Below are 22,721 nucleotides of genomic sequence, written 5' to 3' on the forward strand. Positions count from 1 at the left end.
GGTCGCACCATGACGAACCCGACCCGCACGACCGCCCCGCCCCCGTCCCCCGTCGACCCCGGGCTCGCCGAGCGGGCCACCACGATGCTGCGCCGGCTCGTCGGGCACGACGACGCGCAGTTCCGCGACGGGCAGCTCGAGGCGGTCAGCGCCCTCGTCGCCGACCGCAGCCGCGTCCTCGTCGTGCAGCGCACGGGGTGGGGCAAGTCGGCGGTCTACTTCGTCGCCACGGCGCTGCGCCGGGCCGAGGGCGCCGGGCCCACCGTCATCATCAGCCCGCTCCTCGCACTGATGCGTGACCAGGTCGCCGCGGCGGCGCGGGCCGGCATCCGCGCCGTGACGATGAACTCGGCCAACGCGCAGGACTGGGACGAGGTGCGGGCGGCCCTGGCCGACGACGCGGTCGACGTGCTCCTCGTCAGCCCGGAGCGGCTGAACAACCCCCGCTTCCGCGACGAGCAGCTCCCCGACCTCGCCCGGCGCTGCGGGCTGCTCGTCGTCGACGAGGCGCACTGCGTCAGCGACTGGGGGCACGACTTCCGCCCCGACTACCGGCGCATCCGCGACCTCCTCGCCGGGCTGCCCTCCGACACACCGGTACTGGCGACCACCGCGACCGCCAACGCCCGGGTGGTCACCGACGTCGTCGAGCAGCTCGAGGTCGGCGGACGCCGCGTCCTGACCGTGCGCGGCGGGCTCGCCCGCGACTCGCTGCGGCTCGGGGTGCTGCGGTCGATGTCGCCGGAGCAGCGGCTCGGCTGGCTCGTGGCGCACCTGGCGGACCTACCGGGCAGCGGCATCGTCTACACGCTCACGGTCGCGGCGGCCGAGGACGTCGCCGCGGCCCTCGCCGAGGCCGGCCACGAGGTCGTCGCGTACACCGGGCGCACCGACGCCGCCGACCGGGAACGGCTCGAGGCCCGGCTGCGCGCCAACGAGGTCAAGGCCCTCGTCGCGACGTCGGCGCTGGGGATGGGGTTCGACAAGCCCGACCTCGGCTTCGTCGTCCACCTCGGGGCGCCGAGCTCACCGGTCGCGTACTACCAGCAGGTGGGGCGCGCCGGGCGTGCCACGGAGCGCGCCGACGTGCTGCTGCTGCCCGGCCCCGAGGACCGCGACATCTGGCAGTACTTCGCGTCGGTGTCGATGCCGCGCGAGGACCAGGCCGACGCCGTGCTCCGGGCGCTGGCCGAGGCCGGGCGGCCGCTGTCGACGGCCGCGCTCGAGACGGCCGTCGACGTGCGGCGCACACGGCTCGAGCTGCTCCTCAAGGTCCTCGACGTCGACGGCGCCGTGCAGCGGGTCTCCGGCGGCTGGGTCGCCACCGGGGTGCCGTGGGAGTACGACGCCGAGCGCTACGGGCGCGTCGCCGAGGCGCGGCGGGCCGAGCAGCAGCTCATGGTCGACTACGAGCGCACCGACGCGTGCCGGATGGCGTTCCTCCAGGAGACCCTCGACGACCCGTCCGCCGTGCCGTGCGGGCGCTGCGACGGGTGCGCCGGGCCGTGGTACCCGACGGAGGTGCCCGACCGGGTCCTGGGAGCGGCCCGCGAGCGCCTGTCCCGGGCCGGCGTCGACCTCGAGCCGCGGGTCCAGTGGCCCACGGGCATGGAGCGGCTCGGCGTGCCGGTCAAGGGGAGGATCTCTTCGGACGAGGCGCTGCTGCCCGGCCGAGCGCTGGCCCGCCTGTCCGACCTCGGGTGGGGACAGCGGCTGCGGGAGGTGCTGCGGGAGGACGCGCCGGCCTCCCCCGAGCTGCTCCGCGCGTGCGTGCCGGTCCTCGCCGGGTGGGGCTGGGCCCAGCGGCCCGCCGGGGTCGTGGCGGTGCCGTCGCGCAGCCACCCGCAGCTCGTCGGGTCGCTCGCGGCCGGGCTCGCCGAGATCGGGCGCCTGCCGTTCCTCGGCACCCTCGGCCTCGACCACGGCGGCCCCACGGGCGAGCCCGGGGGCAACAGCGCCTTCCGCCTCGCGGGCGTCTGGGAGCGGCTCGTCGTCGGGCCCGAGCTCGCGGCCGCCGCGTCCTCCGCCGGGGGGCCGGTGCTCCTCGTCGACGACCTCGTGTCCTCGCGCTGGACCCTCACGGTGGCGGGGCGGGCGCTGCGGCTCGCGGGCGCCGAGGGCGTCCTCCCCCTCGCCCTCGCCGTCGACGGCTGAGGCGGCAGACCGGTCAGCCGCCGTGGACCGGCTCGCCGTCCCGTGCCGCCTCCACCGACGGCTCGGGGGTGTCGCCGCTCGGCACCGGGCGCTCGACGCGCACCGTGAGCATCGGCAGGAAGAGCTGGACGACCGGGCCGATGAGCAGGGCGTAGAGCACCGTCCCCACCCCGACGATCCCGCCGAGCAGCCAGCCGACGGCGACGACGGTCACCTCGATCGAGGTCCGCACCAGCCGGATCGAGCGACCGGTGCGGCGGTGCAGCCCGGTCATCAACCCGTCGCGCGGTCCCGGGCCGAGCTGGCTGCCGATGTACATCGCGCCCGCGACGCCGTTGCCGACGATGCCGACCAGCATGAGGACCACCCGCCACCCGAGCCCCTCGGCATCCGGGACGACCGCGAGCGTGAGGTCGGTCGCCACGCCGATGACGAGCGCGTTCGCGATGGTCCCCAGACCGGGCCACTGCCGCAGCGGGATCCACAGCAGGAGGATGACGAACGAGGACGCCACGACCATCTGCCCGTACGTCATCGGGACGTGCTGGATCAGCCCGTAGGTGAAGACGCCCCACGGCTCGAGCCCCAGGCCCGCGCGCAGCATCAGGGCCATCGTCGCCCCGAAGAGGACCAACCCCACGAGGAGCTGGGCGAGGCGCCGGGGCAGGCGCCCGGCGCGCAGCTGCTCGATCGGGTTCATCGGCACGAGCTCGACGCGCCGGGAGACACCGCGGCGGAGCACCTGGATCGGGGACATGGCTCCATCGTGCCGTGGAAGTGGCCTTCACTTCGATGGCCAATCCTGCGAGAGTGGCCACCATGGCCACTCCCACCGTCTCCGCCGCCCGGACCGCTCGGCTCGTCGGGGACCTCGCGCCCGGCCGGCCCGCCTACCGGGCCCTCGCCGACGCCCTGCGCCTGGCCGTCGCCGACGGCCGGATCGCCGTGGGCACCCGGCTGCCGAGCGAGCGCGAGCTGACCGGCGCCCTCGACGTCAGCCGCACGACGGTCACCCGGGCCTACGCCGTGCTGCGCGAGAGCGGCTACCTCGCCTCCCGCCGCGGCTCCGGCTCGGTCACGACGCTCCCTGCGGCGAGCCGCCGTCGCGGGACGGGCTCGCTGTTCCCCGCCGACCCGGCCGACGGCGTCATCGACCTCACCTGCGCGGCGACCCGGGCCCCCGCGGGCGTCGTCGAGGCCTACGAACGCGCCGTCGCGCGGCTGCCCGAGTACCTGTGCGGCGCCGGCTACCTCACCCTCGGCGTCCCCGAGCTGCGCGAGGTGGTCGCCGACCGGTACACCGCGCGCGGCCTCCCGACCGACCCGGACGAGGTCCTCGTGACGAGCGGCGCCGTCGCCGGCCTCGGCATCGTCCTGCGCGCGCTCGTCGGGCGCGGCGACCGAGTCGTCGTCGAGAACCCGACCTACCCGAACACCGTCGACGCGCTGCGCGCCGGGGGTGCCCGTCTCGTCCCGCTCGCCATGGACCCCGACGGCTGGGACGTGCCCGAGGCCGCCCGCGCCGTGCGGTCCGCCGGGGCCCGGGCCGCCGTGCTCATCCCCGACTTCCACAACCCGACGGGCGCCCTCCTCGGCGACGAGGGCCGCGCTGCGCTCGCCTCGGCGCTGCGCCGTGCCGGCACCGTCCCCGTCGTCGACGAGACGATCGCGGAGGTCTGCCTCGAGGAGGAGCTCGCCCTCCCCCTCCCGTTCGCCGCCCACGACCCGCGCGCGATCAGCGTCGGCAGCTCGTCGAAGTCGCACTGGGGCGGGCTGCGGACCGGCTGGGTCCGGGCCCCGCGCAGCGTCCTCCCGGCGCTGGTCGACGCGAGGGTCACCACCGACCTCGGCGCCCCGGTCCTCGAGCAGCTCGTCCTCCTCGAGCTGATGCGGGAGAACCCGGGCCTGACCGCCGAGCGCCGCGACGCCCTCCGCGCCTCGCGCGACACCACCGCCGACGCCCTTCGCGAGCTCGTGCCCGACCTGCGCTTCGGCCTCCCCCGCGGCGGGCTGTCGCTGTGGTGCGAGCTGCCCGAGGGCGTCGACTCCACGGCGGTCGCCGTCGCGGCGGAGGACGAGGGACTGCTCGTCGCGGCCGGCCCCCGGTTCTCCGTCGCCGGCGGGCTCGACCGCTGGCTGCGGTTCCCGTACGTCCTCGACCCGGCGACCATGACGACCGCCGCCGAGCGGCTCGCTCGAGCCGTCGACGTCGTGCGCTCCGGCCGCGCCCCCGTGCCCGCGCCCCGCCGGACCCGCTCGACCGCCCGGGCCGCGACGCGGCCGAACCGCCCGCTCGTCGCGTGACTATCGTGGCCGCGTGACGACCGAGCAGCCCGCGCCCCTCCTCGACCTCCTCGCCACGCTCGACCTCGAGGAGCTCGGCTCGGCACAGGTGAGCATCCAGCCGCACTCGACGACGGGTGACCTCGCCGGCGAGGACCCCGTGCGCCTCCCCGAGACGTTCGCCGAGGACATCACCCTCTTCCGCGGCCAGAGCCAGAAGCAGCCGCACGGGCGGGTGTTCGGCGGCCAGGTCCTCGCCCAGGGCGTCATGGCGTCAGGTCGGACGGTCCGGGCGACCGAGGGCGGCGAGAACCGGCGGCTGCACTCGCTCCACGCCTACTTCATGCGTCCGGGCGACGACACCCAGCCGATCACCTTCAGCGTCGAGCGGATGCGCGACGGGCGGTCCTTCTCGACGCGGCGGGTCCACGCCATCCAGCACGGCAAGCCGATCCTGTCGATGAGCTGCTCGTTCCAGGTCCCCGACTCCGGCCTCGACCACCAGGACCCGGCGCCCGACGCGCCCGACCCGACCTCCGTGCCCTCCCTCGCCGAGGTCTTCCGCGGCATCGACCACCCGGGCGCCCGCCACCTGGCCGAGGACCGGGCCATCGACCAGCGCCACGTCGAGGGCAACCTCTTCGTCGCGCCGGCGACCGAGCAGGTGGCCGACCAGCGGGTGTGGATGCGCGCCATCGGCGAGCTGCCCGACGACCCGCTCGTCCACGAGGCGGTCCTCGCCTACGCCTCCGACTACAGCCTCCTCGAGTCCATCCTGCGCCGCCACGGGCGCACCTGGACCAGCCGCGGGCTCCGGGCCGCGAGCCTGGACCACGCGATGTGGTTCCACCGTCCGGCCCGCGCCGACGACTGGGTGCTCTACGCGCAGCACTCCCCCTCGGCCCAGGGCGGGCGCGGACTCGGCATCGGCCGGATGTTCACCCGCGACGGCACCCTCGTCGCGACGGTCGCCCAGGAGGGCATGCTCCGGCTCCCCGACAGCGACTGACTGCGGCGGGGGCGGTCAGAGCGGCGACGGCTCGACGACGCGCCCGTCCACGAGCTCGACGACGCGGTCGGCGATCGACAGCAGCGCGGGGTCGTGGGTCGAGACGACCGTCGTCATCGACTCCTCCTTCGCGAGCCGTGCGATGAGCGTCATGATGTCGCGGCCCGTCTCGGAGTCGAGCTGTCCGGTGGGCTCGTCGGCGAGGAGCAGGGTCGGCCGCGAGGCGAGCGCCCGGGCCAGCGCCACGCGCTGTTGCTGACCACCGGACAGCTCGCCGGGCCGCTGGTTGACGTGCCCGCTGAGTCCGACGTGCTCGAGCGCCTCGGCGACCCGGGCCTCGCGCTCGTCGGCGTCGACGCAGGCGAGCCGCAGCGGGACCCCGACGTTCTCCCGGGCGGTGAGGATCGGGACGAGGCCGAAGGACTGGAAGACGTACGACACCGATCCCCGGCGCAGCGCGAGCAGTGCGGCGTCGTCCATCGCCGTGACGTCGGCACCGTCGAGCACGACCCGCCCCGCGTCGGGCCGGTCGAGGCCGCCGATGACGTTGAGCAGCGTCGTCTTCCCCGACCCGGACCGCCCGCGCACCGCGAGCAGCTCCCCGCGGGACGCCGTGAGCGACACCCCGCCGAGGGCGTGCACCTCCCCCGCGCCGGAGCGGAAGGTCCGGTGGACGTCGTGGACCTCGAGGTGGGTGCTCATGCGTCCTCCTCGTCGCGGCGGGAGGGCCACACGCCGATGTGGTCGGTCTCGAGGTCGAGGCGCACGCGATCGCGCATGTCGAGCGCCGCCGTGAACGCCTTGGGCAGCTGGAGGCGGCCGGCGCGGTCGAGGACGGCGAACTCCTCGGCGACGAGCCCCTCGTTCCCGTGCTCGTCGACCGCGGTGCGCCGCCGCACCTCCGAGGACGTCCGCCCGTCACGGATGCCGACGGTGCGGGCCACGTGCTCGCTGACCTTGGGGTCGTGGGTGACGACGAGGACGGTCGTGCCGAAGGTCGTGTTGGCCTCGCGCATCGCCGCGAACACCTCGTCGCCGCTGCGGCTGTCGAGCTCGCCGGTCGGCTCGTCCGCGAGGAGGACCGCCGGCCGGTTCGCCAGCGCGACCCCGAGCGCGACGCGCTGCTGCTGGCCGCCGGACATCTGGTCGGGTCGCCGGTCGGCGCAGTCGGCGACGCCCAGCACCTCGAGCGTCTCGCGGGCCCGTCGCGCCCGCTCACCGCGCGGGAGGGACGCGAGCGACATCGGCACCTCGACGTTCTCGAGCGCGCTGAGGTAGGGGAAGAGGTTGGCGCCGGCCTGCTGGTAGAGGAAGCCGACCGTGTGCCGGCGGTAGCGCAGCCGGTCGCGGGTCGACATCGCGAGCAGGTCGCGCCCGGCCACCTGCACGACTCCCGCGCTCGGGGTGTCGAGGCCGGAGAGGATCGCGAGCAGGGTCGACTTCCCCGACCCGGAGGCTCCGACGACGGCGACGAGCTCGCCCTCGTCGACGGTGAGGTCGAGCCCCTGGAGGGCGACGACCTCGACGCCCTCCGAGGAGAAGATGCGCACGAGGTTGTCGCACAGGATGTGCGGCGCCGTGGCGCCGGAGGTGGGGCGCCCCGAGGTGGTCGACGTCGTGGTGGTCATGCGGAGTCTCCTCTGCGCAGGTGCTGGGCGAGGTCGCCGTGCCGGGCGGACACGGCGTCGGACAGGAGCGCGAGCGCCCCGAGGACGAGCACGGCGAGCCCCGCGAGCGCCCCGGCGACGGGCCGGGGCTCGACGGGCAGGCGGGCGACGGCGCCGGTGAAGGGCGAGAGGTCGAGGGCGGCGGCGACGGCCACGGGGGCCACGACGCCGGCCGCGACCCCGGCGAGGACGCCGAGCGTGAGCAGCGGCATCACCTCGGTCCACGCGAGGCGTCGCTCGCCCCCGTGGGGCAGGCCGAGGGTCCGCAGCCGGAGGACGAGCTGGGTGCGTGCCGGGCGGGTCGTCGCGAGGAGGAGCAGGAGCGCGAGGAGGGTGAGGACCGCGGCGAGCACGGTCCCGCCGGCGTAGGAGGCGGCGACGAAGCGGGCGAGCGCCCCCTCGGACGCCGCCGCCCGCCGGCCGTCGACGGTCTGCACGGCGGTGACGAGCCCGCCGAGCTCGCGACGGTCGCGCGACGCCGTGGCGGCGAGCCCAGCCTGCGCCTCGGCGTCAGCCCGGAGCAGGACGGTGTTCGGCTGGGTCGTCGGCAGCGCGGCGACGAGGGCGTCGTAGGGGACGAGCGCGACCACTGCCTCGCGGCCGGACACCGAGCGGGCGAGTCCCGGCACCGTGGCGACCCGGCGCGCCTCCAGCGGCGTGCCGCGCACGACGAGCCGGAGCTCCACGGCCTCGGGTCCGCCGCTGAGGACGATGGGGAGGGGACCGCCCGATGTCGGCAGGGCGGGCAGCTCGACCTCGGCGGGCGTGCCGCGCAGCACCTCCTCGTACGCGACGGGGTCGACGGCGAGCAGGGTGAGGGCCGACTCACGGTCGTCGACGACGGCGCCCGCCGGCTCGAGGGCGGCCGGCAGCGCCGCCGTCACCCCGTCCCGGCCGGCGAGCCCGGCGACGTCGGCGGGGTCGATGCGCTCGGCGTCGACCCGGGCGTCGGCACCGACCGCCCGGTACGCCGCGAGGTCGCGGTGCGCGCCGACCGTGGCCGACAGGGTCGCGGTGAGGGTCACGAGGGTCGTGCCGACGACGAGCGCCGTGATCGGCACGGCCGCCGACGACCCGGTGCGGGCCGCGCGGGTGAGCCCGAGGTACCCGACGAGCCCGCGCCCCCGGGCGGCGAGCCGGGCGAGGAGGCCGACGGGCCACGGCAGGACGCGGATCGCGACCACCGCGGCCACGAGCGCGACGAGGACGGGGGTCACCGTGGCGAACCAGTCGGTGCGCCCGGCGGCGATGACCTCCCCCCGGCTGCGCACGGTCGAGACGGCGCTGAGCGCGAGGACGACGAGGACGAGCTCGAGGACGACGCGCCGGGCAGCGCGACCGAGGGCCCGCGTGTCGTCGGGCACCTCCTCGAGGCTCCGCAGCCGACGCCACGTCACGACCACGGCGGCGAGCCCCGGCAGGAGGGCGACGAGGGCGACCTCGAGGAGGGCCGGGCGCGGCACGGGCCCGGGCAGCGCGAGGGCCGTCGCCATGGCGGCCAGGGTGGCCACGGGCACCCCCAGGGCGGCCGTCCATGCCGCGACGAGCGTCACGACGAGGGCTGCCGAGGCCCCGCGGGCCCGCAGGAGCGCGACCTCGGCGGCCCGGCGGTCGGCGCCGACGAGCGCGGTGAGGCCGAGGACGAGGACGGCGAGCGCCGTGACGCCACCGGTGACGAACGAGACGAGCACACCGGTCACGGCGACGTCGCGGTCGTAGCGCTCCAGGAGGCGGCCCAGGCCCGACACGACCGTCGGGCGAGCGGGCGCGGCGAGTGGCTGCTGGACCTCGGGCCCCTGGGGCAGGGCGTCCCAGAGTGTCCGGTCGGTCGCGAGCCGGACGAGGAGGGCCCGAAGCGGCGCGGCGTCCGTGCGAACCAGCCGGTCGGCGTCGAGGCGGTACCGCCACGTGTGGTCGAGGGCGGGCGACGCGGCACCGTCCTCCCCTCGCTGGACCCGCCAGATCCCGTCGGCGAGGGCGGCGTAGCTCGCCACGGGAGCGACGAGGGCGGCCTGGTCCTTGGTCTCGCCGTCGCCGAACACGATCTTGGCGATCCCCAGCATCCGCGGCTCGGCGGTCCAAACGGGGTCGCCCGGATCGAGCGGCTCGTACGTGCCGGAGAGGACGACGGCGGTCGGCGTGACGCGGCGGAGCGCGTCGTCGGACGGCGTGAGGTCGAGGACGTCGCCGACCTCGACACCCCAGGCCTCCGCGGTCCGGGCGGCGAGCGCGACGGGCACGACGTCGACCGTGTGGCGCTGTCCGGTCGTGGTCGCGAGGGTGCGCCGGGTCGTCGGGGCCGCCGGGGCCTTGCCCGAGACCCACCGCACCCCGTCCGTCACGACGTCGTCGACCCGCACGACGGCCTCGACGACGGAGACGTCGAGCCCGCTGCCGTCCTCGCGGGCGAGGACGAACGGGTCGGTCTGCGCGGCGACGTTCGCCTCGCCCACGAGGTCGGCGACCCGGGGGTCCATCGCCGCGCGCACCGCGGTGTCGACCGCCGCGAACGGCGGCTCGGCGTCCTCCCCCCGCGACTCGCCCGGGACGGCGAAGCCGCTCACCGCGCGCGGGGTGAGCCGTAGCCCGAGGTCGCGCTCGTTCGCCGGGGCGGACGTGACCGCGTCGGCGATGCCGCGGTCCTGGGCGCCGGCGGCGAGCTGCGGCAGGGCGACGAGGAAGACCGTGGTGACGAGCGAGAGGGCGGCGAGGAGCAGTGCGGTGGCCCGGCCACTGGGCCACCCGTGGCGCAGGAGCGTGAGCCCGCGCAGCCCTGCCGAGGAGCCGGGGCCGATGCCCCGCCGCACCCGGGAGGACGCGTGGCGGCCGGTCACGACCCACCCCGCCGGAGCTCGGCCGCGACGTCGCTGCCCACCCGTCGCAGGACGAGGACGCCGACGGCCGCGAGCACGGCCGCGACGAGGGCGGCGAAGAGCACGAGTGGCAGCCACGGCAGGGAGACGAGCACCCCGGGCACCTGCCGGTGGCCGTCGCCGCCGACGAGGACCGGGACGACGGCGAGCGAGGAGAGCACCCCGAGCACGAGGCCGACGACGACCGTGAGGGCGACGACGGCGACCCGCTCGGCCTCGAGCGTGCGGCGGATCCGGCCGGGCGGCATCCCCAGGGCGAGGAGGACGGCGTTCTCGCGGCGCCGCTCGCGCCCGAGCGCGGCGGTCGTCGCCGCGAAGCCGACGGCCGCGAGGACGAGGGCGGCGGCGGTGACGAGGGTCATCCCCGCCCGCATCCCGGCGTTGACCGGGTTGGCGAGCCGGTCGTCGACGACCTCCGAGCGCAGCGCCACCGTGCTCCCCGCGGGGAGGTCGGCGCGCAGGTCGTCGGCGTCGACCGTGCCGTGCGGGTCGAGCCACCACTCCCCCGGCTCGACGACGCGGGGCGACAGCCGACGGTCGGCGACCGGCGGCTCGGGGGTGAGGAGCAGGGTCGGGAGGTCGACGACGACGGCGCGGTCGGGCTGGGCCGCGGTGGGGACCGCCTCGACGATCGCGACCACCTCGACGGGTACCGCCCTGCCGGCGACCTGGACCTCGAGCCGCCCGCCCACGGAGGTCTCCGTCGCGGAGGCCGCGGCCCGCGTCATCAGGGCGGGGACGGCGTCGATGGCCGGTGCGAGGACTGCACTCGACAACCCTCCGGGGGAGGGTCTCTCGGCGATGCGCTCGAGCCCCTGCACCGGGGTGCCGGCGGCCGCGGAGGCCGGCCCGGTCGTCAGCGCCTCGTCGATGACGAGACCGTACGCGGCCGTGCCCGGGTCGGTGGGCGTCACGACGGGCGGCAGGGACCCCCCGCCGAGGACGATGCCGCTGGAGACGGTCCCGGTCACGCCGACGAGCTGCCAGGGGCCGCCGCGCGGCGCCGGGAGGTCGACGGTGAGGTCGGCGGGCGCGGCGCGCACGGTCCCGAGCCGCAGGGTGGTGAGCAGGCCCGTCCCGTCGCGCAGCACCGCGTTGGCGGTGGCCTCGGCCCGGGCGCCGGCGCCGGCCCGGGCGTCGAGCCGCATCGTCAGGGTGAGCGAGGTTGCGTCGTCGGGGAGGGTGGGGGCGTCGAGGGACGCTCGCCCGGCCGTGAGGCGCTCGGTGAGCGAGGACCACGACTGCCCGTCGAGGGTGTCCGGGCGCGGGTCGACGACGCGCCCGGCCACCGCGGCGTCGAGCGCGAGCACCGTGACGTCGGTGACGGGTCCGAGGGCCACGGACTCGCGCAGGACGGGGGTCACCCGCTCCGCCCCGCCGGCGGCCGCGCCGAGCCGGCCCGCGACCTCGGCGAGGCGCGCCCCGCCGACCGCACCGGTGACGACCCGGGCGGGCGCGCCGGTCTCGAAGGCGGACTGGTCCTCGACGGCGCGCTCGGCGGTGGCCGAGTGCGCGAGCGCGAGCGACCCCATCGACACCGCGAGGAGGACGAGCAGGACGGTGCCCGACTGGGCGGCCAGGCGCCGGGAGAGCTGCCAGCCGCCCCAGGCGACGTCGAGCCCCGGGCGGGTGCTCGTCACCCGGGCCACCTGGCGGGACAGGACGGGGAGAAGGCGCAGGCAGAGGACCGCCGAGCCCGCGACGACGAGCGCTGGAGCGGCGACCGTCAGCGGGTCCGCGGCCGCACCGGCCGACCCGTCGTAGCGCCGCAGCTGGACGACGCCGAGGACGCTGAGCCCGACGAGGGCGACGTCCAGCCCCGACGAGCCGAGGGCGCGCAGGACGCGGGCCGCACCGCCCGCGCCACCACGGGCCCCGCCGCGCGCCCGGCCGACCCGCAGGGTCGTGGACACCACGACGGTGCCCGCGAGGACCGCCATGAGGGCGACGGAGAGCCACGGAAGCCCGGCGGTGCCACCGGTGGCGCCGAGCCGGTCGGGCGGGAGCCCGGCGCCACGCGCCACCGCCCGCGCGAGGAGCGGTGCCCCGAGGAGCGACCCCACGGCGCCGACGGCCACGACGGCGACCGCGTCGGCGGCGGAGAGGGCGGCGAGCCGGCCCGTCGAGGCACCGCGGGTCCGCAGCAGCCGGGTCTCGGGGTCGCGCAGCGCCGCGAGGAGCGCGGCCGCCACGACGAGGCTCGACGCGCCGAGGACCACGAGGAGGACGGTCGGCGCGAGGAGGGCCGACCGGACCCGGGTGCCCGACACCTCCGCCCGGTCCAGCACGGCGGGCAGGCTCGAGGTGAGACGCCCGTCGCGCAACGGTCGCTGCTCGCCCTCGGGCGCGACCGTCCCGGCTCCACTGACGCGCTCGAGCCGGTCGATGACGGCGTCCACCCGCTCCCGGAGCCCGGGGAGGCGCGCGCCCGTCATCCCGTCGAGGTCGGGGGTCCAGCGCCAGGTGACCGAGGAGGCGCCGACGAGGGCGGTGTCGAAGGCGCCCTCGGCGAGGACGACCGGCCCGTAGGTCGTGAAGTCGGTGCGCGTCACGCCGCGGAGCCCGAGCGGCTCGTCGGCCCAGCGCCCCTCCTCGACCCCGGTCGGCACGAACACCCCGACGACGGCGACCTCGAGGGGCGCGGTGTCACGGTCGATGAGGTCGGTGAGTGCGAGCCGGTCACCGGCCGAGACCCCGAGGGCGGCCGCTGCCCGCTCCGGGAGGACCGCCTCGACGGGCTGTCCGCCCGGTCGGGTGCCGGCGGCCGGCGCCGCCGGCCACGCGCCCGAGACCAGCCGGGCCCGCTCCCCGATCCGGTCGACCTCGGCGAGGAGGACCCGGTCGTTCTCCGCGCCCCCGCGCAGGCCCCGCGTGGTCGCGGTGGCCGTGCGGGTGAGGGTGGCGCTCCCTCCGTCGTCGACGGCCTCGCGGACCCGCCGGTCGGCGTCGGCGAGCTCGCCCGGGCGGAGCAGGGCGGTGAGGACGGCCCCCCGCTCGCGCGCCGGCACGTCGAGCTCGGCGCGGACGGCGGCGTCGGAGATCCCGACCGAGAGCAGCTGGAGCGTCGCGACGACGAGCATCGAGGTGAGCACGGAGGTCGCCACGGCGACGAGGGCGGTGCGGTGTGCTCCGACCCGATGCAGGAGCAGGGCCCTCACGACACCCGCCCTCCCCGCTCGACCACCGGACCGAGCCACCCTAACCGCGCGCCCGCGCGGGCGGGGCGGCCCGGGGCCGGGTCGTCGCCGGATCGTGACCCGGCTCCCGGGCCCGGCCGGCGCCCTCAGCCGAGGACGACGACGGCAGCGCTGTCGGGCGGGAGGACGACGCCGCCGGGCGCCACGGAGGTCGCGTCGGGGTCCCACGCGAGGACGACGCCGCGAGCCCCCTCCACGGGTACCTCGCGGACCCCACGGCCCAGGTTCGCGACGACGGCGTAGGCCGCGGCCGACCGGGGGCGGTGCTCGAGGACGACCCATCCCTCGGTGTCGTCGGCGCGGACGTCGACCTCCGCGAAGCGGGTCGGCCCGTCGCCGAGGAGCACCCGGCGCAGGGCCGTGCAGGCGGAGTACCACCGCAGGACACGGGCGTGCGGTTCGCGGCCGACCTCCTCCCAGCGCAGCACCGAGCGGTGCCGGGTCTGCGGGTCCTGGGGGTCGGGCACCTCGTCGGCGGCCCAGCCGTGCGACCCGAACTCGGCCCGCCGGCCGGTGCGGACCGCGTCGGCCAGCCAGTCCTCCTCGAAGCTCGTGAAGAACTGCCACGGTGTCGTGGCGGCCCACTCCTCGCCCATGAAGATCATCGGCGTCGTGGGGGCGAGGAGGTAGAGGGCGGCGCCGGCGGCCTGTCGCGAAGGCCCGACCGTAGCCGAGATCCGCTCTCCCACAGCGCGGTTGCCCACCTGGTCGTGGGTCTGCAGGTACCCGAGGAGGCGGCGGGCGTCGAGCGCCTCACGGTCGACGGGGGCTCCCCAGGGCCGGGCCCGGAAGCTGCTGTGGGTGCCGTCGTGGAGGAAACCCCGCGTGAGGACCTTCGCGACGACGGCGAGCGGACCGACCTCGTCGCGGCCCTCCCCACCGGCGAAGTCGGCGTAGTAGCCCTGTCGCTCGCCGGTGAGCGCGACGTGGAGCGCGTGGTGCACGTCGTCGTCCCACTGCGCCGTCATCCCACGCCCGCCCTCCGCGGTGGGCGTCACCATCGCGACGTCGTTGAGGTCGCTCTCGGCGACGAGGTCGAGGGGGCGGCCCAGCTCGACGGCGAGGGCGGCGACGGCATCGGACAGCTCGGCGAGGTAGTGGCGCGGCGAGGAGTCCTTGAGCTCGTGGACGGCGTCGAGGCGAAGGGCGTCGACGTGGAAGTCGCGGAACCACCGCAGGACGCTGTCGACGAGGAAGGCGCGCACCTGCTCGGCACCGTCGTCGTCGAGGTTGACCGCCGCACCCCAGGGGGTGTGGTGGCCCTCGGTGAAGTACGGACCGAACCGGCTGAGGTAGTTGCCGCTCGCCCCGAGGTGGTTGTGCACGACGTCGAGGGCGACCCCGAGGCCGCGCCCGTGGCAGGCGTCGACGAACCGCTGCAGCGCCTCCGGGCCCCCGTAGCCGTCGTGGACGGCGTAGAGGTCGACGCCGTCGTACCCCCAGCCCCACCGGCCGGGGAAGGCCGCGAGCGGCATCAGCTCGACGACGTCGACGCCGAGCGCGACGAGGTGGTCGAGGCGGGTCACCGCGGCGTCGAGGGTGCCCTCCTCGGTGAAGGTGCCGACGTGCAGCTCGTAGACGACGCCGCCGAGGACGCCGGCGCCCTCGCGTGGCCCGCGCCAGCCGTCGTCGGTCCAGGCGAAGCTGCCGGGGTCGAAGGTGCGGCTCGGGCCGTGGACGCCGTGCGGCTGGTGGGCACTGCGGGGGTCGGGCAGAGCCGGCTCGGCCCCGTCGAGGACGAAGGCGTAGTCGAGGGTCGCGTCACCGACCTCCGCAGGCGGTTCCCACCGCCACCAGCCCCCACCGACCGCCGTCATCGCCTCGCGCTGCGGAGCGTCCCCGTGGGACAAGATCGCCCAATTGGTCGAACCTGTCCCGGCGGGACGGTCTCCCGGGACCACGGACCACTCGATGTCGACGTGCTGCGGGATGGGGGCCCACACCTCGATGGCGCGGCTCACCCGGTCACCGCCACGAGGAGGGCGACGGGCCGGTCGGCGAGGAGGCCGGCGAGACCCACGGTCCCGTCGGAGTGGACGTCACGGTCGGAGAGCACGTCGCGCCACCTACCCGCGGGGACCTCGACCGATGCGTCGCCGAAGCCACCGGCCGCCGCGAGCAGGCCGGCGGCACGGGTCACGACGGTCACCGCTCGCGGGCCGTCGGCGTCGCCCCGGGCGAACGCCAGGGCGTGGTCGGAGGACGACGCCAGCCCGGCGTACGTGGTCGACTCCCCCACGAACGCCTCGCGGTGGTCGCGGCGCACCGCGAGGGAGCGGGCCGTGACGCGCAGCTTCTCGTCGTCGAGGTCGAAGGCGGGCTCGTCGGCGAGGGCGCGCTCGAGCCGCTCGCCGCGGTCGGTCCAGTCGACGGGCCGCCGGTTGTCGGGGTCGACGAGCGAGAGGGCGACGAGCTCGCAGCCCTGGTAGACGTCGGGCACCCCCGGCATCGTCAGCTGCACGAGCTTCTGCCCGAGCACCGTGGCGCGCACCGAGGGCTCGTGGGCCACCATCCAGGCATCGAGGTGCTTCTGGATCGCGCTGTCGTGCAACAGGTTCCGCGCATAGGTGACGACGGCGTCCTCGTAGGCGGGGTCGCCGTCGACCCACGCCGTGTGCACCTTCGCCTCGCGGACCGCCTTGAGCAGGTACTCCTCGATGCGCGCACCGGTGACGGGCCAGGTGCCGACGAGGGTCTGCCACACGAGGTACTCGGTGGGGTCGTCGAGCGCTTCCGGGCGGTGGGGCGCGGCCACCTTGCGCGCGGCCTCGAGCCAGGCCGCCCAGCCCTCGCCGTCCTCGGCGAGCGACACGAGCCGCGCGCGGACGTCCTCGGACCGCTTGGTGTCGTGGGTGGTCAGCGTCGTCATCGAGGTCGGCCACGACGCGACCTGCTCGGTGCACCACGTGTGGAACTCGCCCGCGTCGATGGACGCGTGGTCGGGGTGCCCGCCGACCTCGTTGGCGCCGGCGAGCCGGAACCACCGGTAGTAGGCGGTGTCCTCGATGCCCTTGGCCATGACGGGCCCGCAGGTCTGCTGGAACCTCACCCGGAACTCGTCGGCCACGGCCCGGGCGTCCGGGTTCGCCCCGGGGACGTCGCGGTCGAGGACGAGCGCGACGACGAGCCCGAGGGCCTCGTGGTCGCTCGGGGCGAGGAGGCCGCGCGCCCGCTCGGCCGCTCCCTCGACGACCGCCGCCTGCTCGGGGTCGACGCCGCGGCCCGGGACGAGGTAGGCGCGGTAGCGGTCCATCGAGACGAGCACGGCCTCGAGCGCGCGTCGCATCCCGGCGGCGTCGCCATCGGGCACGACCCGCCGCACGAGCCGCATGAGCCGGTCGACCTCGGCGGCCTGGACGTCGTCGACGACGAGGCGCTTGGCGTCACGGACCACGTCGGGCAGCGACACCCGCTCGGGCGCCACCTCGGCCCAGAGCCCGTCGAGCACGGGCAGCCCGGCCGTCGGCGTCAGGACCTGCTGGACCCGCAGCAGCGCGTCGTAGCCCGTGGTCCCCGAGCAGCGCCACGTGTCGGGGAGGCGCTCCTCGCCCTCGAGGATCTTCTCGGCGACGACCCACGCGTCACCCGTGGCGTCGGCGAGCCGCTCGAGGTAGCCCCCCGGGTCGGCGAGCCCGTCGGGGTGGTCGATGCGGAAGCCGTCGACCGCGCCGTGCCCGTGGAGGGCGAGGAGGAGGGCGTGGGTCGCCATGAAGACGACGGGGTCCTCGACGCGGACCGCGACGAGGGAGGTGACGTCGAAGAACCGCCGGTAGTTGAGCGCGTCGCCGGCCTCGCGCCAGCTGGACAGCCGGTAGGCCTGTGCCTCGACGAGCTCGGCCAGCGGCAGCTCCTCGGTGCCGGGGGCCACCGGGAACTCGTGGTCGTAGTACCGGAGCACGTGGTCGGCACCGGTGGGCCCGCCGTCGGTGGCCAGCACGAGCTCGCCGCCCTCCACGGCCTGCTCGAGGGTGCCGCCGAGGACCGGCATGAGGATGCGGTCGTCCTCGGCCACCCAGTCGACGTCGAACCACCCGGCGTACGGGCTGCGGCGCCCGTCGCGCAGGAGCGACCAGAACGGGGCGTTGAGGTGCGCGGGCTCGGGGACGGTCATGTGGTTCGGGACGACGTCGACGACGATCCCGAGCCCGTGCTCGCGGCAGGTCGCGACGAGACGGTCGAAGGCCTCCTGCCCGCCGGCCTCCTCGCTGATCCGGGTGTGGTCGAGGACGTCGTACCCGTGGGCGGAGCCCGGCGCCGCCTGGAGGACCGGCGACAGGTACAGGTGCGACACACCGAGGTCGGCGAGGTACGGCACCCGCTCGGCGGCGGCGTCGAAGCCGAACCCGGCGTGCACCTGGAGCCGGTACGTCGCGGTCGGGACGGGGCGGCCGGGCGCCGGCCGGTGCGGGGTCGCCATCCTCACGCCCGGGCGGTCGTCGAGGCCCCCGCCGGTACGGTCGGCGCCTCCCGCAGGTCGCGCAGGACGACGACGGAACGAGCCCGGACCGGGAGCTCGGTCCCGGCGGGGTGCCAGTCGTCGGCCATCGGCTCCGTCGCGCCGGTGTCGATCTCGACCCTCCAGTGGTCGCCGAACTCCTCTGCGGGCAGGGTGAACACGGCGTCCTCGTGGTGGGCGTTGAACAGGACGAGGAAGTCGTCGTCGACGACGCGGCGCCCACGGGAGTCCGGCGTCGGGATGGCGTCGCCGTTGAGGAAGACCATGACCTGCTGCGCGGTGCCGTCGGACCAGGCGTCCTCGCCCATGACGTCGCCCGAGGGCTGGAGCCACACGATGTCACCGAGCTCGGACTGGCCGCCGTGGTCGGCGCTGCCCGCGAAGAACCGGCGACGCCGGAACACGGCGTGGTTGTGACGCAGGGTGGTCACGGCGGCGGTGAAGGCCAGGAGCTCGCGGGCGTCGTCGTCGAGGTCCCAGTCGACCCACGACAGCTCGTTGTCCTGGCAGTAGACGTTGTTGTTGCCCTGCTGGGTCCGGCCGAGCTCGTCGCCGTGCGCGATCATCGGCACGCCCTGGCTGAGGAGGAGGGTCGTGAGGAAGTTGCGCTGCTGGCGAAGTCGCAGCTCGTTGACCTCGGGGTCGTCGGTGGGCCCCTCGACGCCGCAGTTCCACGAGCGGTTGTGGCTCTCGCCGTCGCGGCCGTCCTCGCCGTTCGCCTCGTTGTGCTTCTCGTTGTAGGAGACGAGGTCGCGCAGCGTGAAGCCGTCGTGCGCGGTGACGAAGTTGATGCTCGCGATGGGCTTTCGGCCGCTGTGCTCGTAGAGGTCGCTGGAGCCGGTGATCCGCGACGCGAACTCGCCGAGGGTGCGCGGCTCACCCCGCCAGAAGTCGCGGACGGTGTCGCGGTACTTGCCGTTCCACTCCGTCCACAGGGGCGGGAAGTTGCCGACCTGGTAGCCGCCGTCGCCGACGTCCCACGGCTCGGCGATGAGCTTGACCTGGCTGATGACGGGGTCCTGCTGGATGAGGTCGAAGAAGGCGGAGAGCTTGTCGACCTCGTGGAACTGGCGGGCCAGGGTGGCCGCGAGGTCGAACCGGAAGCCGTCGACGTGCATCTCGGTGACCCAGTAGCGCAGCGAGTCCATGATGAGCTGGAGGACGTGGGGGTGCCGCATGAGCAGGCTGTTCCCCGTGCCCGTCGTGTCGTAGTAGTGCTCCTTGGCGTCGTCGACGAGCCGGTAGTACGCGGCGTTGTCGATGCCCTTGAAGCACAGCGTGGGCCCGAACTCGTTGCCCTCGGCCGTGTGGTTGTAGACGACGTCGAGGATGACCTCGATGTTCGCCTCGTGCAGCGCCTTGACCATCGCCTTGAACTCGGTGACCTGCTCACCACGCGTGCCGCGCGCGTAGCCGTTGTGTGGGGCGAGGAAGCCGATGGTGTTGTAGCCCCAGTAGTTCGTCAGGCCCTTGTCCTGCAGGGAGGTGTCCTGGACGAACTGATGCACCGGCATCAGCTCGATCGCCGTGACGCCCAAGGTCGTCAGGTGCTCGATGATCGCCGGGTGGCCGATGGCCGCGTACGTGCCGCGGATCTCCTCGGGGACCTCCGGGTGCGTCATCGTCAGGCCCTTGACGTGCGCCTCGTAGATGACCGTCTCGTGGTACTCGTGCCGCGGCGGGCGGTCGTGGCCCCAGTCGAAGTACGGGTTGATGACGACGCTGAGCATCGTCTTGCCCAGGCTGTCGTCCGTGTTGCGCTTCTTCGGGTTCTTGAAGTCGTAGGAGAACAGCGACTGGTCGTTGCTCACCTGACCCTCGATCGCCTTGGCGTACGGGTCGAGGAGCAGCTTGCTCGGGTCGCAGCGGTGGCCGTGCTCGGGCGCGTAGGGCCCGTGCACGCGGAAGCCGTACCGCTGCCCGGGCTGCACGCCCGGCAGGTAGGCGTGCCAGACGAAGCCGTCGACCTCGGGCAGGTCGATGCGCGTCTCGACGCCGTCGTCGTCGACGAGGCAGAGCTCCACCCGGTCGGCCACCTCGCTGAACAGGGCGAAGTTCACGCCGCTGCCGTCGTAGGTCGCGCCGAGGGGGTACGAGGTTCCGGGCCAGATCTCCACGGGGTCTTCTCCGTTCATGGTCACCGCTGTACCCGGCGGCGCTGCCGGAAAGCGGTCAAGGGACCGCGGCGATGGTTCCGCGCCAACCTACCGGGCGCGGGCGACGGGTCGTGACGCGGCGTCGAAGGACGGGCAGCGGACGGGCAACGGACGGGTCGGGCTAGGGTCGGAGCGCGCCGGCGCCGCGTTCGGCGCCGCACCCGCCGTCCGAGGAGCCTGCATGACCAGCCAGCGCGTCGCCATCGTCACCGGAGCCGCCCGCGGGATCGGCGCGGCCACGGCCGAGCGACTCGCACGCGACGGGTTCGCCGTCGGGGTCCTCGACCTCGACGAGGCCGCCTGCGCCGAGGTCGCCTCCCGCATCACCGGCGCCGGAGGACGCGCGCTCGGGGTCGGCGTCGACGTGACGAGCGCCGAGCAGGTCGAGGCCGGGGTCGCGCGCGTGGCGGCCGAGCTCGGAGCGCCGGTCGTCCTCGTCAACAACGCCGGGATCATCCGCGACAACCTGCTGTTCAAGATGACCGAGGACGACTGGGACGCCGTCATGGGCGTCCACCTCAAGGGCGCCTTCCTCATGACGAAGGCCTGCCAGGCGTTCATGACCCAGGAGCGGTACGGGCGGGTCGTCAACCTCTCGTCGTCGTCGGCGCAGGGCAACCGGGGGCAGGCCAACTACTCCGCCGCGAAGGCGGGCCTGCAAGGCTTCACGAAGACCCTCGCCATCGAGCTCGGGAAGTTCGGCGTCACCGCGAACGCCGTCGCTCCCGGCTTCATCGAGACCGACATGACGCGGGCCACCGCCGAGCGCCTCAAGGTCTCCTTCGAGGACTTCCTGTCGCACACGGCGTCCCAGATCCCCGTCGGACGGGTGGGGCAGCCCGAGGACATCGCGGCGACCATCGCCTTCCTCGTGTCCGAGGAGGCCGGGTTCGTCTCCGGCCAGGTGATCTACGTCGCCGGTGGCCCGCTCGACTGACGTCGGCGGTCCCCCGACCGACGCTCAGAGGCCGAGGTCGCGGCCGATGAGCTCCTTCATGATCTCGTTCGAGCCGGCCCAGATCTTCGTGACGCGGGCGTCGCGCCACGCGCGGGCGACCCGGTACTCGTTCATGAAGCCGTAGCCGCCGTGCAGCTGGACGCACTCGTCGAGGACGTCGTTCTGCACCTGCGCGCTCCACCACTTGGCCTTCGCGGCGTCGACGGCGGTGAGCCGGCCCTCGGCGTGGGCCTCGATGCAGTCGTCGACGAAGGCCTCGGCGACCTCGATCGCCGTGACGAGCTCGGCGAGCTTGAACTTGTTGTGCTGGAACGAGCCGATCGCCTGCCCGAACGCCTTGCGCTCCTTGGCGTACTCGATCGTCTCCACAAGGATCTGCTTGGCGTGGGCGACGTTGGCGCACGCGGCGCCGACCCGCTCCTGGGGCAGGCGCTGCATCATCGCGACGAAGCCCATGCCCTCCTCGCCGATCCGGTTGCTGTCGGGGACCCGGACGTCGCTGAAGAACAGCTCGGCGGTGTCGGACTCCTCCTGACCGACCTTGTCGAGCTTGCGACCACGGGTGAAGCCCTCCATGCCGTCCTCGAGCATGAACAAGGTGATGCCCTTGGCACCCTTGCTCGGGTCCGTGCGGGTCGCGACGATGACGAGGTCGGCCTGGTAGCCGTTGGTGATGAAGGTCTTGGAGCCGTTGACGACCCAGTGGTCGCCGTCGCGGACGGCCGTGGTCTTCAGGGCCGCGAGGTCGGAGCCGCCGCCGGGCTCGGTCATCGCGATGGCGCAGATCTTCTCGCCGGCGGCCATGGCCGGGAGCCAGCGCTCCTTCTGCTCCTGGGTACCGAGGTCGACGATGTAGGGCGGGCAGACGTCGGAGTGGATGCCGAAGCACGAGCCGACGGCGGCGTTGAAGCCGTTGAGCACCTCGGCCGCGACGGCGTTGAAGCGGTAGTCGTCGGCTCCCATGCCGCCGAACTCCTCGGGGATGTCGAGGCCGAACAGCCCCTGGCTCCCGGCCTCCTTCCAGATGTCGCGGTCGATGGACTTGACCTCGAGCATCTGCTCGGCGCGGGGCTTGAGGGTCCGCTCGACGAACTCCTGGACGGAGGCGCGGAAGTCCTCGTGCTCGGACGCGTAGATGTTGCGGGGCATGGGTCTCCTCGGTCTGCTGGCGTTCGTCGTGCGGCGCGCGGACGTTGACTAAGCGCTTGCTTAGTCTCGCGGGGGTGCGGCATGCTGTCAACCGTGCCGAGCACCACACCGCTGAGCGAGACCGCCGTCCTCGCCGCCCTCGCCCCCGAGGGCGGTCGGGGTCCGGGGACCGGCGACGTCACCGACACCGCCGTGCGGATCATGCTCGCCGCCGCGGACGCCTTCGCCGAGCGCGGCTTCCACGCGACGACGACCCGCGACATCGCCTCGCGTGCCGGCCTGTCGCCCGCCGGGGTCTACGTGCACTTCGCCTCCAAGGAGGTGCTCCTCTTCGAGCTGAGCCGGCGCGGCCACGCCCGCGCCCGCGACCTCCTCGTCGCCGCCCGGGAGGCCGGACCCACCGCCACCGACGCGCTGCGCAACATCGTCGGCGGGTTCTCCCGCTGGCACGCCGAGCACCACGAGCTCGGTCGGATCGTGCAGTTCGAGTTCCGCCACCTCTCCCCCGAGCACCGCGACGAGGTGCTCACCCTGCGCCGCGAGATCGACCAGGTCGTCGCCGGGGTGCTCCACGACGGCGTGGCGTCCGGCGAGTTCGAGGTCGCCGACGTCCCGGCCACCTCGCTGGCCCTGCTCTCGATGGCGATCGACGTGGCCCGCTGGTACACCCCCGGCGTGCGCCGGACACCTGCCGCGATCGAGGAGACCTACGGCGACCTCGCCGTCCGCCTCGTGCGCGCGCCCTCGCGGTGAGTGCGGAGACGGCGGCCGGGGCCACCCACCGCACCCGTGGGCGATGCGTCCCGCGGCCGGGCCGCT

The 22,721-nt window shown here is 75.1% G+C and carries 14 protein-coding genes; 5 read left to right on the forward strand and 9 right to left on the reverse strand.

Features of this window, described 5'->3' with window-relative positions:
* Window positions 1-9 precede the first annotated feature (9 nt).
* Window positions 10-2,154 (forward strand): RecQ family ATP-dependent DNA helicase, encoded by a 2,145-nt coding sequence (locus ACK8HX_RS15400; protein WP_411941607.1) that lies wholly within the window; start codon window positions 10-12, stop codon window positions 2,152-2,154.
* Window positions 2,155-2,167: 13 nt separating this feature from the next.
* Here the strand turns inward: ACK8HX_RS15400 and yczE are convergent, their stop codons facing one another.
* Window positions 2,168-2,911 carry a membrane protein YczE gene (yczE, locus tag ACK8HX_RS15405; protein ID WP_411941608.1) on the reverse strand — a complete coding sequence of 248 codons (744 nt, stop codon included), beginning with the start codon at window positions 2,909-2,911 and terminating at the stop codon, window positions 2,168-2,170.
* Window positions 2,912-2,973: 62 nt separating this feature from the next.
* Here yczE and yczR point away from each other — a divergent pair, with 62 nt between their 5' ends.
* Together yczR and ACK8HX_RS15415 are read left to right on the forward strand one after the other, a co-directional pair.
* Window positions 2,974-4,458 carry a MocR-like transcription factor YczR gene (gene yczR, locus ACK8HX_RS15410; protein WP_411941609.1) on the forward strand — a complete coding sequence of 495 codons (1,485 nt, stop codon included), beginning with the start codon at window positions 2,974-2,976 and terminating at the stop codon, window positions 4,456-4,458.
* Between the two features lie 13 nt (window positions 4,459-4,471).
* Window positions 4,472-5,446 (forward strand): acyl-CoA thioesterase, encoded by a 975-nt coding sequence (locus ACK8HX_RS15415; RefSeq protein ID WP_411941610.1) that lies wholly within the window; start codon window positions 4,472-4,474, stop codon window positions 5,444-5,446.
* A 15-nt stretch (window positions 5,447-5,461) separates the two neighbouring features.
* Here the strand turns inward: ACK8HX_RS15415 and ACK8HX_RS15420 are convergent, their stop codons facing one another.
* The 7 genes from ACK8HX_RS15420 to glgX form a co-directional block, all read right to left on the reverse strand.
* Complete coding sequence (locus ACK8HX_RS15420) at window positions 5,462-6,148, reverse strand: ABC transporter ATP-binding protein (RefSeq protein ID WP_411941611.1); 687 nt, start codon at window positions 6,146-6,148, stop codon at window positions 5,462-5,464.
* A complete protein-coding gene (locus ACK8HX_RS15425) occupies window positions 6,145-7,074 on the reverse strand; it encodes an ABC transporter ATP-binding protein (protein WP_411941612.1) in 930 nt (309 codons plus the stop codon). Before ACK8HX_RS15425 ends, ACK8HX_RS15420 begins: the two co-directional genes overlap by 4 nt.
* Entirely contained in the window at window positions 7,071-9,947 is a 2,877-nt protein-coding gene (locus ACK8HX_RS15430; RefSeq protein ID WP_411941613.1) for a hypothetical protein, read from the reverse strand. Before ACK8HX_RS15430 ends, ACK8HX_RS15425 begins: the two co-directional genes overlap by 4 nt.
* Complete coding sequence (locus ACK8HX_RS15435; RefSeq protein WP_411941614.1) at window positions 9,944-13,144, reverse strand: FtsX-like permease family protein; 3,201 nt, start codon at window positions 13,142-13,144, stop codon at window positions 9,944-9,946. Before ACK8HX_RS15435 ends, ACK8HX_RS15430 begins: the two co-directional genes overlap by 4 nt.
* A 125-nt stretch (window positions 13,145-13,269) precedes the next feature.
* The gene (gene treZ, locus ACK8HX_RS15440; RefSeq protein WP_411941615.1) at window positions 13,270-15,144 is read right to left on the reverse strand and encodes a malto-oligosyltrehalose trehalohydrolase; all 1,875 of its coding nucleotides are present in this window, start codon (window positions 15,142-15,144) and stop codon (window positions 13,270-13,272) included.
* Complete coding sequence (gene treY, locus ACK8HX_RS15445) at window positions 15,141-17,600, reverse strand: malto-oligosyltrehalose synthase (protein ID WP_411941670.1); 2,460 nt, start codon at window positions 17,598-17,600, stop codon at window positions 15,141-15,143. Before treY ends, treZ begins: the two co-directional genes overlap by 4 nt.
* A 2-nt stretch (window positions 17,601-17,602) precedes the next feature.
* Window positions 17,603-19,756, reverse strand: a complete 2,154-nt coding sequence (gene glgX / locus ACK8HX_RS15450) for a glycogen debranching protein GlgX (RefSeq protein ID WP_411941671.1) — start codon at window positions 19,754-19,756, stop codon at window positions 17,603-17,605.
* A gap of 220 nt (window positions 19,757-19,976) precedes the next feature.
* Between glgX and fabG the strand changes: the two genes are divergently transcribed.
* On the forward strand, window positions 19,977-20,732 hold the full coding sequence (gene fabG / locus ACK8HX_RS15455) for a 3-oxoacyl-ACP reductase FabG (RefSeq protein ID WP_411941616.1): 756 nt from the start codon (window positions 19,977-19,979) through the stop codon (window positions 20,730-20,732).
* 24 nt (window positions 20,733-20,756) lie between these two features.
* Here fabG and ACK8HX_RS15460 read toward each other — a convergent pair whose 3' ends face one another.
* A complete protein-coding gene (locus ACK8HX_RS15460) occupies window positions 20,757-21,902 on the reverse strand; it encodes an acyl-CoA dehydrogenase family protein (RefSeq protein ID WP_411941617.1) in 1,146 nt (381 codons plus the stop codon).
* 93 nt (window positions 21,903-21,995) lie between these two features.
* Between ACK8HX_RS15460 and ACK8HX_RS15465 the strand changes: the two genes are divergently transcribed.
* Window positions 21,996-22,655, forward strand: coding sequence for a TetR/AcrR family transcriptional regulator (locus ACK8HX_RS15465; RefSeq protein ID WP_411941618.1), 660 nt, complete (start codon window positions 21,996-21,998; stop codon window positions 22,653-22,655).
* The last annotated feature ends 66 nt before the right edge of the window (window positions 22,656-22,721 follow it).

The organism is Oryzobacter faecalis, from assembly GCF_046764005.1.
Lineage (GTDB): Bacteria > Actinomycetota > Actinomycetes > Actinomycetales > Dermatophilaceae > Oryzobacter > Oryzobacter faecalis.